This is a genomic window from Stenotrophomonas maltophilia, assembly GCF_047782825.1.
Lineage (GTDB): Bacteria > Pseudomonadota > Gammaproteobacteria > Xanthomonadales > Xanthomonadaceae > Stenotrophomonas.
Genome location: NZ_CP180589.1, coordinates 2,553,509 through 2,571,003, shown reverse-complemented (window position 1 = coordinate 2,571,003; position 17,495 = coordinate 2,553,509). Strand labels below are relative to the sequence as shown.

General features: G+C 69.6%; 6 protein-coding genes. All 6 read left to right on the top strand.

What is annotated here, in order from left to right; genetic code table 11:
• The first annotated feature begins 100 nt into the window (after nucleotides 1-100).
• The 6 genes from purL to gspG all read left to right on the top strand — a co-directional run bounded on the left by purL (nucleotide 101) and on the right by gspG (nucleotide 17,495).
• On the top strand, nucleotides 101-3,985 hold the full coding sequence (gene purL / locus ACM2ZB_RS12085; RefSeq protein ID WP_416055601.1) for a phosphoribosylformylglycinamidine synthase: 3,885 nt from the start codon (nucleotides 101-103) through the stop codon (nucleotides 3,983-3,985).
• 440 nt (nucleotides 3,986-4,425) lie between these two features.
• Nucleotides 4,426-11,841 (top strand): ESPR-type extended signal peptide-containing protein, encoded by a 7,416-nt coding sequence (locus tag ACM2ZB_RS12080; protein ID WP_416055600.1) that lies wholly within the window; start codon nucleotides 4,426-4,428, stop codon nucleotides 11,839-11,841.
• A gap of 164 nt (nucleotides 11,842-12,005) precedes the next feature.
• Nucleotides 12,006-13,892: a S8 family peptidase gene (locus ACM2ZB_RS12075; RefSeq protein WP_416055599.1), complete on the top strand. Its 1,887-nt coding sequence runs from the start codon at nucleotides 12,006-12,008 to the stop codon at nucleotides 13,890-13,892.
• Between the two features lie 143 nt (nucleotides 13,893-14,035).
• Nucleotides 14,036-15,757 carry a type II secretion system ATPase GspE gene (gene gspE, locus ACM2ZB_RS12070; protein WP_416055598.1) on the top strand — a complete coding sequence of 574 codons (1,722 nt, stop codon included), beginning with the start codon at nucleotides 14,036-14,038 and terminating at the stop codon, nucleotides 15,755-15,757.
• A gap of 24 nt (nucleotides 15,758-15,781) precedes the next feature.
• Nucleotides 15,782-17,002 carry a type II secretion system protein XpsF gene (gene xpsF / locus ACM2ZB_RS12065; protein ID WP_416055597.1) on the top strand — a complete coding sequence of 407 codons (1,221 nt, stop codon included), beginning with the start codon at nucleotides 15,782-15,784 and terminating at the stop codon, nucleotides 17,000-17,002.
• A gap of 49 nt (nucleotides 17,003-17,051) precedes the next feature.
• Nucleotides 17,052-17,495, top strand: coding sequence for a type II secretion system major pseudopilin GspG (gspG, locus tag ACM2ZB_RS12060; protein ID WP_313443247.1), 444 nt, complete (start codon nucleotides 17,052-17,054; stop codon nucleotides 17,493-17,495).

Below are 17,495 nucleotides of genomic sequence, written 5' to 3'. Positions count from 1 at the left end.
TTGCCCTGGCCTCTGCGGGTGCCGGGCGCCGCCCGGCCAAAGCCCTCCCCCCGCTTCCGGTACAATGTCGGGCCCGTTTCCCAACTACGGTTCCCCGGACATGATGGTCCTCGAGGGCGCGCCCGCCCTGTCGCTGTTCCGCCGCGAACGCCTTGAATCCCGCCTGCAGTCCATCGCTCCCTCCCTGCGCATCAGCGGTGCCTGGCACGTCTACTTCGTCCAGCCCGAAGGCTCGGCCAGCCCCGATGTGGCCACCCTGTGCCGCATCCTGGAAGCCCAGCCGCAGGCCGAGGCCATCGCCGACGGCGCCGTCAGCCGCATCGTGGTGCCCCGCCTGGGTACCCTGTCGCCCTGGTCCAGCAAGGCCACCGAACTGGTCCGCGGTGCCGGCCAGCCGGTCAGCCGGGTTGAACGCGGCCTGCGCATCGACGTGCAGGGATGGCCGGCCGACGCTGCCGCCCAGCAGGCGCTGGTCAAGGCCCTGCATGACCCGATGACGCAGTCGGTGCTGGAAACCGTCGGCCAGGGCCAGACCCTGTTCACCACCCCGGCGCGCGGTGAACTGGAACGCGTGCCCGTGGACCAGCTGGAGGCCGCCAACCAGCGCCTTGGCCTGGCCATGGCCCAGGACGAGATCGACTACCTGCGCGAACGCTTCACCGCGCTGGGCCGCTCGCCGTCCGATGTCGAACTGATGATGTTCGCGCAGGCCAATTCCGAGCACTGCCGCCACAAGATCTTCAATGCCAGCTGGACCATCGACGGCCAGGAACAGGACCGCTCGCTGTTCCGGATGATCAAGAACACCCACCAGCAGACCCCGCAGCACACGCTCAGCGCGTACAGCGACAATGCCGCGGTGATCGAAGGCCACCCGGCTTCGCGCTACCGCCCCGATCCGGCCAGTGGCGAGTACCGCCGCGAACCGCAGGTGCCCAGCGCCTTCCAGATCAAGGTGGAAACGCATAACCACCCGACCGCGATCGCGCCGTTCCCGGGTGCATCGACCGGCAACGGCGGTGAGATCCGCGACGAAGGCGCGACCGGCCGCGGCGGCAAGCCGAAGGCCGGCCTGTCCGGTTTCTCGGTTTCGCACCTGCGCATTCCCGAACTGCCGCAGCCGTGGGAGGCGCCGCGCGCGCTGAACCCGCGCATGGCGCCGGCGCTGGAAATCATGACCGACGGCCCGCTGGGCGGTGCTGCGTTCAACAACGAGTTCGGCCGCCCGAACCTGCTCGGCTACTTCCGCAGCTTCGAGCTGCCCGAAGGCGCTGACCTGGTGCGTGCCTACGACAAGCCGATCATGCTGGCCGGTGGCCTGGGCGCGATCGACCGCATCCAGGTCGACAAGATCCCGCTGCAGGCCGGTGATGCCGTCATCGTGCTCGGCGGCCCGGCCATGCTGATCGGCCTGGGCGGCGGTGCCGCCAGTTCGGTGGCCTCCGGCGAAAGCGCCGAGGACCTGGACTTCGCCAGCGTGCAGCGCGACAACCCGGAAATGGAGCGCCGCTGCCAGGAGGTCATCGACCGCTGCGTGGCGATGGGCGCCGACAACCCGATCAAGTTCTTCCACGACGTCGGCGCCGGTGGCCTGTCCAACGCCATTCCCGAACTGCTGCATGACTCCAATGTCGGCGGTGTCATCGACCTGGGCAAGGTGCCCACCGATGATCCGTCGCTGTCGCCGATGCAGCTGTGGTGCAACGAATCGCAGGAACGTTACGTGCTGGGCGTGGCCCAGGAACGCCTGGCCGAGTTCGCCGCGCTGTGCGAACGCGAGCGCTGCCCGTTCGCCGCCGTGGGCGTGGCCACGGCCGAGGAGCACCTGGTGGTGGCCTACGGCGCCGTGCCGGGCCACACCCCGGCCGACGCGCCGATCGACCTGCCGATGGACGTGCTGTTCGGCAAGCCGCCGAAGATGCACCGCGACACCGCGCACCCGCCGGCACCGCGCTGGCCGGCGCTGAAGACCGGCGGCCTGGACCTGCAGGAAGCCGGCCTGCGCGTGCTCGCGCACCCGACCGTGGCCTCGAAGAACTTCCTGGTCACCATCGGTGACCGCAGCGTGGGCGGCCTGACCGCACGCGAACAGATGGTCGGCCCCTGGCAGCTGCCGGTGGCCGATGTGGCCATCACCCTGGCCGACTTCGACGGCGTGGCCGGCGAAGCCATGTCGCTGGGCGAGCGCACCCCGCTGGCCCTGCTTGATGCCGCGGCATCGGCGCGCATGGCCGTGGGCGAAGCGCTGACCAACCTGTGCGCGGCCCCGGTCGATGCGCTGGATGAGATCAAGCTGTCGGCGAACTGGATGGCTGCGGCCGGCCACGCGGGCGAAGACGCGCTGCTGTACGACGCGGTGAAGGCCGTGGGCATGGAGCTGTGCCCGCAGCTGGACATCAGCATCCCGGTGGGCAAGGACTCGCTGTCGATGCAGGCGCAGTGGCACGACCAGGGCGAAGCGCACAAGAGCGTGTCGCCGGTGTCGCTGGTCATCTCCGCGTTCGCGCCGGTGGCCGACGTGCGCCAGCAGCTGACCCCGCTGCTCGACCGCGACGTGGACAGCGAGCTGTGGCTGATCGGCCTGGGGGCCGGCAAGCAGCGCCTGGGCGGTTCCATCCTGGCCCAGGTGCACGCCGACCAGGGCGACCTGCCGGCCTTCGCCGGTGCCGCACCGGACCTGGATGACCCGCAGCGCCTGCGGGGCTTCTTCGAACTGATCCGCGATGCGCGCCAGGCCGGCCTGCTGCTGGCCTACCACGACCGCAGCGACGGCGGCGCCTTCGCCGCGCTGTGCGAAATGGCCTTCACCTCGCGCCTGGGCCTGGACATCACCCTCGATGCCTGGGGCGATGATCCGTTCCGCAGCCTGTTCAACGAAGAACTGGGTGCAGTGGTGCAGATCGCCCGCGAAGACCGCGCTGCGTTCGCCGATCTGGTCGAGCGCCATGCGCTGATCGAATGCGCGCAGCGCATCGCCAAGCCGACCACCGCCCCGGTGGTGCGCGTGTCGCTGGGCGGTGAGAACCTGGCCGAGTGGCGCTGGGAAGCGCTGTTCGATGCCTGGTGGTCGGTCACCCATGCCATGCAGAAGCGCCGCGACAACCCGGCCAACGCCGATGCCGAGCGCGAGGTGGCCCGTGCCTTCACTGCGCCGGGCCTGAAGCCCAAGCTCAGCTTCGACCTCAACGAGGACGTGGCGGCACCATTCATCAACACCGGCGCGCGCCCGCGCGTGGCGGTGCTGCGCGAACAGGGCGTCAACGGCCAGATTGAAATGGCCAACGCCTTCGAACGTGCCGGCTTCCGCGCGTTCGACGTGCACATGAGCGACCTGATCGAAGGCCGCGTGGCCCTGCAGGACTTCACCGGTCTGGTCGCCTGCGGTGGCTTCAGCTACGGCGATGTGCTGGGTGCCGGTCGTGGCTGGGCGACTTCGATCCTGGAACGCAGCGCGCTGCGTGATGCCTTCGCTGCGTTCTTCGCGCGCCAGGACAGCTTCGCCCTGGGCGTGTGCAATGGTTGCCAGATGATGAGCCAGCTGAAGGACATCATCCCCGGTGCCGAGCACTGGCCGCAGTTCCGCCGCAACGCCAGCGAGCAGTTCGAAGCGCGTACCGCGCTGCTGGAAGTGGTGGAATCGCCGTCGGTGCTGCTGCGTGGCATGGCCGGTTCGCGCCTGCAGGTGGCGGTGGCCCACGGTGAAGGCCAGGCGGTGTTCGCCAATGCCGTCGACCAGGCGGCCGCGCGGGTGTCGCTGCGCTATGTCGATGGCAACGGCAACGTGGCCAGCCAGTACCCGCTGAACCCGAACGGTTCACCGGACGGCATCACCGGCCTGACCAGCACCGATGGCCGCGTCACCATCATGATGCCGCACCCGGAACGCACACCGCGCGCGCTCAACCTCAGCTGGGCCCCGGCCGAGTGGCAGGGTGATTCGCCGTGGATGCGCATGTTCCGCAACGCGCGGGTGTGGTGCGGCTGAGCCTCCCGCCGCCGCGCACGCGGCAATGCGTTGAGGTACGGAAAACCCGGCAGGTGACTGCCGGGTTTTTCTTTATGCGGGCAGAAACTCCTGCCGGGGCCATCAGTTACATGCATTTACATGGCGCCAACACTTCGTCACGCATGCATAACAAAATCGGCTAATAAACAGGCGAAATAGTGAACTGCTTCACGGCAATGGGAATTGCTGCGTCAAAGTCTTGACGTCCCAGAAAGTTCCCGTTAACACTTGGGCCCTGTTTCAAATCTGTTCATACCGCAGTAACCGCACGTCGCTTGCGCCCGGTTTTCTGTCGCTGCGCGCCGTCCGGCAATACCCGCAGTAAATCACGTGAATAACGCCCCGAGGGGCACGTTGGACCAGAGGGTCCGGCGGTGGCGTTGCTTTGCCCAAAACCAGTCCAATCAGGAGCCGTACCGATGAATCGGATTTATCGCAAGGTCTGGAACAAAGCGTTGGGTCAGTTGGTGGTGGCCTCGGAATTGGCCTCTTCCGACGCACGCGGCGGGGTCGTCGACCAACGCCGTGATGGCACCCAGGTTCGGCCGGTCACGCTGGCCGCAGCGCTTGCCCTGGCCATGGGACTGGGAGGAACAGGCATCGCCGCCGCGCAGTCGGTGGAAATCGGCGGCAACGCCAACTGCGTGGTGCTCAACAGCAAGGTGGTCGACAAGTGCCTGGTGGATGGCACCGCCACCGCCGCCGGCAGCAACGCCGTCGCCGTCGGTACCGGCAGCAGTGCCAGCGGCGCCAACAGCGTCGCACTGGGCGCCGGTTCCAAGGCCACCCGCGCCAACACCGTGTCCGTCGGCGATGCCGGCAAGGAACGCCAGGTCACCCACGTCGCCGCCGGTACGCAGGCCACCGACGCGGTGAACAAGGCACAGCTGGATGCCCAGGCGCGCGCCACCCAGGCCGCACTGGCCAACGCGGCCGCCGAGGGCAGCCGCTACTTCAAGGCCGACGGCGCAGGCGATGACAGCGACGCGGCGAAGATCGACGGGCAGGGTGCAATTGCAGTCGGCAGCGGCAGCCAGTCGCTGGCCAATGCCACCACGGCGGTCGGCACCCAGGCCATTGCCGCCGGCCTCGGCGCCAGCGCCTTCGGCCAGAACGCACTGGCGCTGGGCGATGCCAGCGTGGTGGTCGGGCAGAGCGCCGCTGCGTTCGGCCTGGGCGACACCGCAGTCGGCGCCAGCGCCGTGGCCGCCAGCGAAAACGGTGCGGCCACCGCACTGGGTGCGCTGTCCGAAGCCAGCGCCGATGGCGCTACCGCCGTCGGTGCCGGTGCCGTGGCGATGGGCCCGGGCAGCACTTCGCTCGGCCGTGGCGCCACCGCCGCCAACGAAGCCTCCATCGCGGTGGGGGCGTTCAGCACCGCCGTCGGTGAATTCAGCACCGCACTGGGTTCCAATTCCGCTGCCGTAGCGACCGGCAGCGTCGCCCTGGGCGCCGGTTCGCTGGCCGACCGCGTCGACACCGTGTCGGTGGGCGCGGCCGAGTACGGCCTGACCCGGCAGATCACCAGCGTGGCCGCAGGCAGCGAAGATACCGACGCGGTGAACGTCGGCCAGTTGAAGGATGTGGCGGCCGTGGCCGATGCCACCGCCAAGCGCTTCCAGGCCACCGGCAGCAGCAACAGCGATGCCGGTGCGCTGGCCGAAGGCGATGACGCACTGGCTGCCGGTGAAGCCGCCAACGCGATCGGCAACGGCACCACCGCCGTCGGCGCCGGTGCCACCGCGCTGGCGCAGAACGCCACCGCCGTGGGCAACAACGCGCTGGCCACCGGCCAGAACAGCGCCGCCTTCGGCAACAACGCCCAGGCTGCCGGTCCGGGCAGCGTGGCCGTCGGCGGCGCGGCCGTGGATGAAGACGGCAACCCGCTGATCACCAGCGGTGGCGTGCCGGTGGAAACCGGTGCGACCAGCGCCGGCGTCGGCGGTACCGCCGTTGGTGCCAGCGCCGAAGCCAGCGGTTTCGCCGCATCGTCGTATGGCGTGGGCGCCTATGCCGCCGGCGCGCAGGCATCGGCCTTCGGTGCGGTGGCCAACGCAGTGGGCGATTACTCCACCGCGCTGGGTACGCAGAGCAACGCCACCGGCACCAGCAGCGTGGCCATCGGTGGCCCCGCCGACCTGATTCCGGGCCTGGGCTTCTTCGTGCAGACCCAGGCCAGCGGCGAAGCTGCCACCGCCGTCGGTGCCGGCGCCATCGCCAGTGGCGATTACGCGGTGGCCAACGGCAGCCTGACCGAAGCGTCGGGTGCCGAGTCGGTGGCCGTGGGCTACTTCGCCTATGCGCCAGGCGAGAACGCCAGCGCACTGGGGGCGCAGACCTGGGCCAGTGGCGCGCAGAGCACGGCGGTGGGCTACTACGCCACGGCGCGTGGCGCGAACAGCGTTGCGCTCGGTGCCAACTCCGAAGCGGTGCGCGACAACAGCGTGGCCGTCGGCAGCGAAGGCAACGAACGCCAGATCACCAGCGTGGCCGCCGGGACCGAAGCCACCGATGCGGTGAACAAGGGCCAGCTCGATGCGGTGGCCAGCACGGCCGATACCACCGCGCACTTCTTCCAGGCGCAGGGCGAGGAAGGCAGTGATGCCGGCGCCTACGCCGAAGGTGAAGGCGCGGTCGCGGCCGGTTCGGCCAGCAACGCCATCGGCGCCGGTGCGATCGCACAGGGTGCCGGTGCAGGTGCCCTCGGCGCCGACACCGTGGCAGTGGGTCGCAACACCTTCGCCAACGGGGATGGCGCAGTGGCCGTGGGCGGCCTGGGCCAGGCCTACGATGAGTACAACCAGCCGCTGCTGGATGACGAGGGCAATCCGGTGCAGGTGGGGACCACCGCCTCGGCCGGGTCCACTGCGGTGGGCAACGCCGCGCAGGCCACCGGTGCCGGCAGCAGCGCCTACGGCAACGCCGCCCAGGCCACCGGTGACAACAGCTTCGCCGCCGGTGGCAAGTCGCGCGCCGCCGGCAGCTATGCCGTCGCCGTCGGTGACAGTGCCTTCGCCAAGGCCGCCGACAGCACGGCGGTAGGTGGCTACAGCACCGCCAGCGAAGAGGGTGCCACCGCCTTCGGCGCCGGTGCCTGGGCCACCGGCCGCAACGCATCGGCGTTCGGTCCAGCCGCATGGGCCAGTGCCAACGGCGCAACGTCGCTCGGCTACAACAGCTGGGCCAACGGCGTCAGCTCCACTGCCATCGGCCGCGGTGCCTTCAGCTACGGCGACAACAGCGTGGCCCTGGGCTTCCAGGCGCTGGGCAACAGCATCAACAGCATCGCCGTGGGCACCAACACGGTGGCCGACGGTGAAAGCGCCATCGCCATCGGTGCCGGCAGCAGCGCGGCCGGCAACAACGCGGTAGCGCTGGGCGCAGGCTCGGTGGCGGACCGCGACCGCAGCGTGTCGGTCGGCAGTGCCGGCAGCGAACGCCAGGTGACCAACGTCGCCGCCGGCAGCCAGGCCACCGACGCGGTGAACAAGGCGCAGCTGGATGCGGTCGCGGCCAGCGCCGCCACCACCAGCAAGTACTTCCAGGCCAGCGGCAGCGACGACAGCGATGCCGGCGCCTACGTGGAAGGTGACAACGCGCTGGCGGCCGGTGAATCGGCCAACGCCATCGGCGATGGCGCGGTGGCCCTGGGCAGTGGCGCCAACGCACTGGCAACCAACGCGCAGGCTGTGGGCTTCAATGCCCTGGCCAGCGCTGCCAACGCCAGCGCCATCGGCGCCAACGCGCAGGCCACCGGTGAATACGCCACCGCGCACGGTGCGGAAAGCGAAGCCAGCGGTGAACAGAGTGCCGCCTTCGGTGCGGCGGCCGTGGCCAGCGGCGCCGGCAGCACCGCCAGCGGCGTGCTGTCCGAAGCCAGCGGCGAAGAAGCCGTGGCCGTGGGCTACTTCAGCAACGCCAGCGGCGAAGCGGCAACGGCCGTCGGCAGCGAAAGCGTGGCCAGCGGCACGGCCTCGGCAGCGTTCGGTATCGGCGCCGAAGCCACCGGCGGCTATAGCACCGCCATCGGCGGCTATGCCAATGCCTCGGCCTTCAACGCCACCGCATTCGGCAACTTCGCCAACGCCTCCGGTTCCAACAGCGTCGCTCTCGGCGGTGATTCGGAAGCGTCCGGCGGTTACAGCACCGCCGCCGGCCAAGGCAGCCTGGCCACCGGCGTCAACAGCGTCGCCATCGGTGGTTCGCTGTTCGGCATCCTCGCCACCGAAGCCTCCGGTGACTACTCCACCGCCGTGGGTGGTGGCGCCTGGGCACCGGGCACGAACGCCACCGCGCTGGGTAACGCGGCAGAAGCCCAGGGCGCCAACAGCGTGGCCCTCGGCGCCGATTCGATTGCTGACCGTGACAACACCGTCTCCGTCGGTGGCGCTGGCAATACCCGCCAGATCACCAACGTCGCCGCCGGCACCGAAGGCACCGACGCGGTGAACAAGGACCAGCTGGACGCGGTGGCCTCCACTGCCGCCACCACCAGCAAGTACTTCCAGGCCAGCGGCAGCGACGACAGCGATGCCGGCGCCTACGTGGAAGGCGACAACGCGCTGGCGGCCGGTGAAGCCGCCAACGCCATCGGCGAGGGTGCCACCGCGCTCGGTAGCGGTGCCACCGCCCTGGCCGCCAATGCCACCGCCGTCGGCTTGAACAGCCTGGCCACCGGCAGCAATGCCGCAGCCGTCGGCACGAACGCACAGGCCAGCGGCGAGGACAGCGCTGCCCTGGGCAGCGGTGCGGTCGCCAGCGAAATCAGCAGCACCGCCACCGGTGCCGGCGCGCAGGCCACCGGTGTGTACAGCACCGCCAACGGTGCCGAAGCGGTTGCCAGCGGCGCGCAGTCGCTGGCCAGCGGCTTCCGCGCAGCGGCCTCGTCCGATGGCACTACCGCCGTGGGTGGCTACAGCGAAGCCAGCGGCCGCCTCGGTTCGGCACTGGGCTACGGCACCGTGGCCAGCGGTGCCAACAGCACCGCCACCGGTGTGTTCGCTACCGCCACCGGCGCCAGCGCGGTGGCCATGGGTGATTCCAGCGAGGCCACCGGCGATGAAAGCGTGGCCATCGGCGGCAGCACCTTCTTCGGCCTGATTCCGGCCCGTGCCAGCGGCTACGGCGCGGCGGCCTTCGGTGCCGGCGCCTGGGCCACCGATGATTACGCCACCGCCATCGGCTGGAATGCGTGGGCCAACGGTGCCGAAACGACCGCACTGGGTGCCAGCGCCACCGCCAACGGTGCCAACAGCGTTGCCCTCGGTGCCGGTTCCAGGGCCGACCGTGACAACACGGTGGCCGTCGGCAGCGCCGGCGGCGAACGCCAGGTGACCCATGTCGCGGCCGGTACCGAAGGCACCGATGCCGTGAACAAGGACCAGCTGGACGCAGTGGCCGCCACTGCCGAAACCACCAGCAAGTACGTGCAGGCCAGTGGCAGCGCCGACAGCGATGCCGGCGCCTATGTGGAAGGTGACAACGCGCTGGCGGCCGGCGAGGCCGCCAACGCCATCGGCAACGGTGCCACCGCGCTCGGCAGCGGTGCTACTGCATTGGCCGCCAATGCCACCGCGGTCGGCTTCAACAGCCTGGCGACCGGTGCCAATGCAGCTGCCGTCGGCAATGAAGCGCAGGCCTCGGGCGAGAACAGTGCAGCGCTGGGCAGCGCGGCGGTTGCCAGCGAAATCGGCACCACCGCAACCGGCAACGCGGCACAGGCCACCGGCGTCTACAGCACGGCCAATGGTGCAGAGACCGTGGCCAGTGGCGCGCAGTCGCTGGCCAGCGGCTTCCGCGCGGCGGCCTCGGCCGATGGCACCACCGCCGTCGGTGGCTACAGCGAAGCCAGCGGTCGCCTCGGCACCGCGCTGGGCTACGGCTCGGCCGCAAGCGGTGCCAACACCACGGCCGTCGGCTTCGGTGCCGCTGCCGCAGGTGCCAATGCCGTGGCGATGGGCCAGTCCAGCGAAGCCACCGGCGATGAGAGCGTGGCCATCGGTGGCAGCACCTTCTTCGGCCTGATCCCAGCGCGTGCCAGCGGAACCGGTGCGGCGGCCTTCGGTGCCGGCGCCTGGGCCACCGAGGACTACGCCAGTGCCATCGGCTGGAACGCGTGGGCCGATGCCGCAGACGCAACGGCGCTGGGTTCCAACAGCACCGCCAGCGCGGCCAACAGCGTGGCCCTGGGCGCCGGTTCGCAGGCCCCCCGTGCCAACACGGTGTCGGTGGGCAACGCGGCGGCACAGCGCCAGATCACCAACGTTGCGGCCGGCAGCGAAGCCACCGATGCGGTGAACAAGGGCCAGCTGGATGCCGTGGCCGCCACCGCCGATCAGGTCGGCCAGCGCTTCAAGGCCAACGGCACCGGCACGGCCAGCGCCACCGGCACCGACGCGGTGGCCATCGGCGCCAACGCCAGCGCCAGCGGCGCCCGCAGCAATGCGGTGGGCACCGGCGCCACCGCCCTCGGCAATGCAGCGATGGCCCTGGGCGCCAACAGCGGTGCCACCGGCAACAATTCTGTGGCCCTGGGTGCCGGCTCGCGTGCCGTGGAAGCCAACGTGGTCTCGGTGGGCGGTGGCAATGGCACCGCGGGCCCGGCCACCCGCCGCATCATCAATGTTGCCGACGGCCGGATCGCCGCTGGCAGCAGCGACGCGGTCACCGGCTCGCAGCTCAATGTCACCAACCAGCGCGTGGGTGCGGTGGAAACCCGCGTCGGCGATTTCGACTCGCGCATGGCCACCGTCGAATCCAGCGCCGCCAACGCCCTGGGCTATGACGATGCCAGCCGTGACACGCTCACCCTGGCCGGCATGCAGGGCACCACGGTCGACAATGTCGGCGCCGGCAGCATCTCCGCCGGCAGCCGCCAGGCCATCAATGGTGGCCAGCTGTTCCAGTCGCTCAGTGATGCGGCCAGCTTCCTCGGTGGCGGTGCCAGCGTCGGCATGCAGGGTGTGTTCGTCGCGCCGAACTACGTGATCCAGGGTTCGACCTACAACAACGTGGGCGACGCGCTGGGCGCGCTGGACCGCAAGGTCAGCGAGATCGACCGGCGCACGGCGGGCAGCGGCAGTGGCGCACGCAGCGCTAGCGCCAGCCTGCGTGCAGCGGCCGCCCCGCTGGAAGAGGGCGCGACCAGCATGACCGCCGCCAGCGTGGCCGATGCAGCGCCGGCCAGCGCCACCGCCAGCGTGCAGGGCACGCCGACTGCTGCGTCGGCAGGGACGGCGCAGACCGCCAGCGTGGCCGGTTCCGGTTTCAACGCGGTCACCATCGGCGATGGTGCGGTGGCCAGCGGCGCGTCCTCCACGGCCGTGGGCCAGGGCGCGAGTGCAACCGCAGCCAACGCCGTGGCGCTGGGCCAGGGCTCGGTTGCCGATCGTGCCAACACCGTGTCGGTCGGCAGCGAGGGCAGCGAGCGCCAGGTCACCAACGTGGCCGCCGGTACCGCCGCCACCGATGCGGTCAACAAGGGGCAGCTGGACCGCGGCATCACCACCGCCAACAGCTACACCGACAGCCGCGTGCAGGCAGTCAGCGACAGCTTCGATGTGTTCAAGGGCGAAGTCGACGGACGCCTGCGCCACATGGATCGCCGCATCGACCGCCAGGGCGCGATGAGCGCGGCCATGCTCAACATGGCCACCAGCGCCGCCGGCATCCGCACCCAGAACCGGGTCGGCGTCGGCATCGGTTTCCAGGGTGGCGAATCGGCCATGTCGCTGGGCTACCAGCGTGCGATCAGCGATCGCGCCACGGTCACCTTCGGTGGTGCGTTCAGCAGCGATGACGCCTCGGTGGGCGTCGGCGCCGGCTTCGGCTGGTAATCGTGGGATACGTGCCGATGGCGGCCCGCCATCGGCACGTCACAGCAGTGGAGGCCTGAGGGGGCGAGGCACGGTAGCCCTGGTGGGCCAGCCAGGGCAGCCGCAGGGAGTGATGGCCGTAATGAGCTCCAACCGCGCTGCGGAAGGAGAAGGAAAGCTCAACCATGACCTTGAAGAGGATTTCGAACGTGACCAAGAAGCAGACCCTTCGCATCAACGTGCTGGCTGCCGCGGTGCTGTCGCTGACCGTCGGCGTGGGCGCCGCCCATGCGATCAATCCGGGTGCGGCCACCGCGCCGGCGCGCGTGGCCAGCGCCAGCCAGCAGAACGTGGACGGCATCATCGTCAAGTACAGGAACGGTACGGCCGCTGCCAGCGACCGTTCCAGCAAGCTGTCGGTGGTGCAGTCGGCGCTGTCGCGCGCCATCGTCAGCACCGGCACCACCAGCCGTGCGCTGTCGTTGTCGCCGCAGGTCGAGCGCAAGCTGGGCACCGGTGGTGACCTGATCCGCCTGAAGTCCAAGCTTGGCGGCGCCGACATGCAGAAGGTGCTGGCCGAACTGAACGCCGATCCCTCGGTGCAGTACGCCGTGGCCAACGTGCGCCTGCAGCGTTCGGACCTGCGCGCGGGCAATGCCCAGCCGGCGCTGGTGCCCAACGACCCGAACTACGCCCAGTACCAGTGGAACTTCTTCAATGCCACCAGCGGCGTGAACGCGCCGGCGGCATGGGACGTGGCCCAGGGTGAAGGCGTGGTCGTGGCCGTGCTCGACACCGGCATCCTGCCGGGCGTGCCGGACTTCGGCACCAACCTGCTGCCTGGCTACGATTTCATCAGCGACAAGGAATCCTCGCGCCGTCCGGCCGATGGCCGCGCCCCGGGTGCGACCGACTACGGCGACTGGGTGGAAACGGCCAACGAGTGCTACACCGGTTCGCAGCCGGAAGGCAGCTCCTGGCACGGTACCCACGTGGCCGGCACGATCGCCGAAGTGACCAACAACGGCGTCGGCCTGGCCGGTCTGGCCTACAAGGCCAAGGTGCTGCCGGTGCGCGTGCTGGGCAAGTGCGGTGGCACCCTGGCCGACATCAGCGACGCCATCACCTGGGCCTCCGGTGGCACCGTGCCGGGCATTCCGGCCAACACCACGCCGGCCGAGATCATCAACATGAGCCTGGGCGGCGGCGGTTCGTGTGATGCGGCCTACCAGGACGCGATCAACGGCGCCGTCTCGCGCGGCACCCTGGTGGTGGTCGCCGCCGGCAACGAGACCGACAACGCTTCCAAGTACCGCCCGGCCAGCTGCAACAACGTGGTGGCCGTCGGCGCGACCCGCGTCACCGGTGGCATCACCTACTACTCCAACTACGGCACCGTCGTGGACCTGTCGGCACCGGGTGGTGGCGGCAGCGTCGATGGCAATCCGAACGGCTACATCTGGCAGGTCGGTTCCGATTCGGAAACCACCCCGGACGCCGGTGAGTGGGTGCTGATGGGCAAGGGCGGCACGTCGATGTCCTCGCCGCACGTGGCCGCCGTGGCCGCGCTGGTGCAGAGCGCCCTGGCCGCCAACGGCAAGGACCCGCTGTCCCCGGCGGCGATGGAGGCACTGCTGAAGCAGTCCGCCCGTCGTTTCCCGGTCACCATTCCGGCGGCGACCCCGATCGGCACCGGCATCGTCGATGCCAAGGCCGCGCTGGATGCCGCACTGAAGGAACCGTGCACCGAGAACTGCGAGCCGGAAGGCATCCCGCTGACCAACAAGGTCGCCATCGGTGACCTGGCCGGCGCCGCCGGCAGCGAAGCGGTGTATACCTTCGAAGCGACCGCTGGCAAGCAGCTGAGCGTGCTGACCTATGGTGGCAGCGGCAACGTGTCGGTGTACCTGGCGCAGGGCCGCGTGCCCACCGCCACCGACAACGATGCCAAGTCCACCCGCCCGGGCAACACCGAAACCGTGCGCGTAGCCAAGCCGGTGGCCGGCACCTACTACGTGAAGGTGGTGGGCGAAGCGGCCTTCAGTGGCGTCAGCATCCTGGCGACCCAGTAAGCCTGCAATCGTTCTGTCGTAAATGAACAAGCGAAGCCCGTCACCCTGGTGTGACGGGCTTCGTCTTTTTGCGAAACACCGCCGCAGGACAGCGGAAGTCCCGGCTGAACTGCTAAAGTCGGAACGATCGACAGGAGAGTCATGTGAACGCGCTCGCTGCCACCGCCATCGACGACGCCGAAGGCCGCATCCTCGATGCGCTGCTGGCGCGCGGGCGCCTCAAGGAAGGGGACCTGGCGCGTGCACGGCCGCTGCATGCCGAAGCCGGCGGCAGCCTGCTGGGCCTGCTGGTGCGGCTGGGGCTGGTGTCCGAACGTGACCAGGCTCAGACCAGCGCCGACGTGCTGGGGCTGCCGCTGCTGGAAGCGAAACAGCTGCCCGAAGCACCGCCGCAGTCGCTGGCCGAGGGCCTGCCGCTGTCGCTGCGTTTCCTGAAACAGTTCCATGTATGCCCGCTGGCGCTGGATGAACACGGCGTGCAGCTGTGGCTGGCCGATGCCCACGATGCGTACCCGCAGCAGGCCGTGCAGCTGGCACTGGGCGTCCCGGTCAGCCCGGTGCTTGGCATGCGCGCGGAGATCGACGATCTGGTCGAACGCTGGTTCGGCCAGGGCCGCAGCGCGATGGGGGCAATCGTGGAAACCGCCGACGGCGAGGGCGGCGCGGTCGACGATATCGAACACCTGCGCGACCTCGCCTCCGAAGCGCCGGTCATCCGCCTGGTCAACCTGGTCATCCAGCGCGCGGTGGAACTGCGCGCCTCGGACATCCACGTCGAACCGTTCGAGAACCGCCTGAAGGTGCGCTACCGCGTCGATGGCGTGCTGGTTGAAGGCGAAAGCCCGCCGGCCAACCTCACCGCTGCGGTCATCAGCCGCATCAAGATCATGGCCCGGCTCAACATCGCCGAGCGCCGCCTGCCGCAGGACGGCCGCATCATGCTGCGCGTGCAGGGCAAGGAACTGGACCTGCGCGTGAGCACCGTGCCCACCGCGCACGGCGAAAGCGTGGTGATGCGCCTGCTGGACCGCGAAACCGTGGTGTTCGATTTCCACCGGCTGGGCTTCACCGATGCCTTCCTGCCGCAGTTCCGCAAGGTACTGGAGCAGCCGCATGGCATCCTGCTGGTCACCGGCCCGACCGGTTCGGGCAAGACCACCACGCTGTACACGGCACTGAGCCAGCTCAACACCGCCGACGTCAAGATCATCACCGTCGAAGACCCGGTCGAGTACCAGATCGAGGGCATCAACCAGATCCAGGCCAAGCCGCAGATCGGCCTGGACTTCGCCAATGCGCTGCGCAGCATCGTGCGCCAGGATCCGGACATCATCATGATCGGCGAAATGCGCGACCTGGAAACCGCGCGCATCGCCATCCAGTCCGCGCTGACCGGCCATCTGGTGCTGTCCACGCTGCACACCAACAACGCGGCCGGCGGCATCACCCGCCTGCTCGACATGGGCGTGGAGGACTATCTGCTCACCTCCACCATCAACGGCATCCTGGCCCAGCGCCTGGTGCGCCGCCTGGAGCCCACCCACGCCGAGCGCTATGAAGCCTCGCCGGAGGAAATCGAACGTTTCGAGCTGCGCCGCCTGCAGCCGCAGGGGACGATCCACCTGTTCCGCCCGAAGCCCTCGGCGCTGGCGCCGACCGGCTACCTGGGCCGGACCACCATCATGGAATTCCTGGTGATGAACGACGCGCTGCGGCGCGCGGTGATGCGCCGCGATGGCATGGGCGAGATCGAACGCATCGCGCGCGAGGCCGGCATGCGCACCATGTACGAAGACGGCCTGGCCAAGGCCCTGAGCGGGCAGACGACCATCGAGGAAGTCCTGCGCGTGACCGAGGAGGGTTGATGCGCGCCGGAGATCGCCGCTGACATGCCCACCTATCGCTACAAGGCGCTGAACCCGCACGGCGAAGTGTTCGACGGGCAGATGGAGGCGGCCAGCGAGGCCGAGCTGATCGCGCGCCTGCAGGACCAGGGCCACCTGCCGATGGAAACCCGGCTGGCCGATGGTGCCAGCGTGGGCAGCAGCAGCCTGCGCGGCCTGTTCCGCCCGCGCCCGCTGCAGGGCGCGGCCCTGCTGCAGTTCACCCAGCAGCTGGCCACCCTGCTGGGTGCCGGCCAGCCGCTGGACCGCGCGCTGTCTATCCTGCTCGGCCTGCCCGAAGACGAACGCTCGCGGCGCGCGATCACCGATATCCGCGACGTGGTGCGCGGCGGTGCGCCGCTGTCGACCGCACTGGAACGCCAGCACGGCCTGTTTTCGCGCCTGTACGTGAACATGGTGCGTGCCGGCGAGGCCGGCGGCAGCCTGCACGACACCCTGCAGCGGCTGGCCGACTACCTCGAACGCAGCCGCGCGCTGCAGGGCAAAGTGATCAACGCACTGGTCTACCCGGCCATCCTGCTGGTGGTGGTGGGCGGTGCGCTGCTGTTCCTGCTGGGCTACGTGGTGCCGCAGTTCGCGCAGATGTACGAAAGCCTGGATGTCGCCCTGCCGTGGTTCACCAATGCGGTGCTGCAGCTGGGCCTGTTCGTGCGCGACTGGTGGATCCTGCTGCTGGTGGTACCGGCGGTGCTGGTGCTGATCCTTGAACGCAAGCTGCGGCAACCGGTGTTCCGCCTGGCCCTGGATGGCTGGCTGCTGCAGCGGCGCGGTATCGGCCGCCTGCTGGGCGAGCTGGAGACCGCGCGCCTGGCCCGCACCCTGGGTACCCTGCTGCGCAACGGCGTGCCGCTGCTGGGTGCGCTGGGCATCGCCCGCAACGTGCTGGGCAACCGCGCACTGGTGGCCGATGTGGAAACCGCGGCCGACGAAGTGAAGAACGGCGCCGGCCTGTCGCTGGCGCTGTCACGGGGCAAGCGCTTCCCGCGCCTGGCCCTGCAGATGATCCAGGTCGGCGAGGAATCCGGTGCGCTGGACACCATGCTGCTCAAGGCCGCCGATACTTTCGAACAGGACAGCGCGCGCCGCATCGACCGCCTGCTGGCGGCGATGGTCCCGGCCATCACCCTGGTGCTGGCCTCGGTGGTCGGTGCGGTGATCGTGGCCGTGCTGGTGCCCCTGTACGACCTCACCAACGCCATCGGCTGACGATGGTTTTCCCTGCAACCCCGACATCCCGCAACAGAAAGGACCGACCATGATTGCTTCCCGTCGACCGATCCGCCTTTCCTTCACTGCCGCGCGCCACCAGTCCGGCATGAGCCTGCTGGAAATCATCATCGTCATCGTGCTGATCGGCGCGGTGCTGACCCTGGTCGCCAGCCGCGTGCTGGGCGGCGCCGACCGTGGCAAGGCGAACATCGCCAAGGCGCAGGTGCAGACCGTGGCCTCGAAGATCGACAACTACCAGATCGACACCGGCAAGCTGCCGGGTTCGCTGAACGACCTGGTGGCCGCGCCGGCCGGCGTGGGTGGCTGGCTGGGCCCGTATGCCAAGCAGGCCGACCTCAACGACCCGTGGGGCCACGCGCTGGAATACCGCGCCCCGGGCGAGGGCCAGGCCTACGAGCTGATCAGCCTGGGCAAGGATGGCAAGGCCGGCGGCAGCAGTGTCGACGCCGATATCCGTTACCAGCCCTGA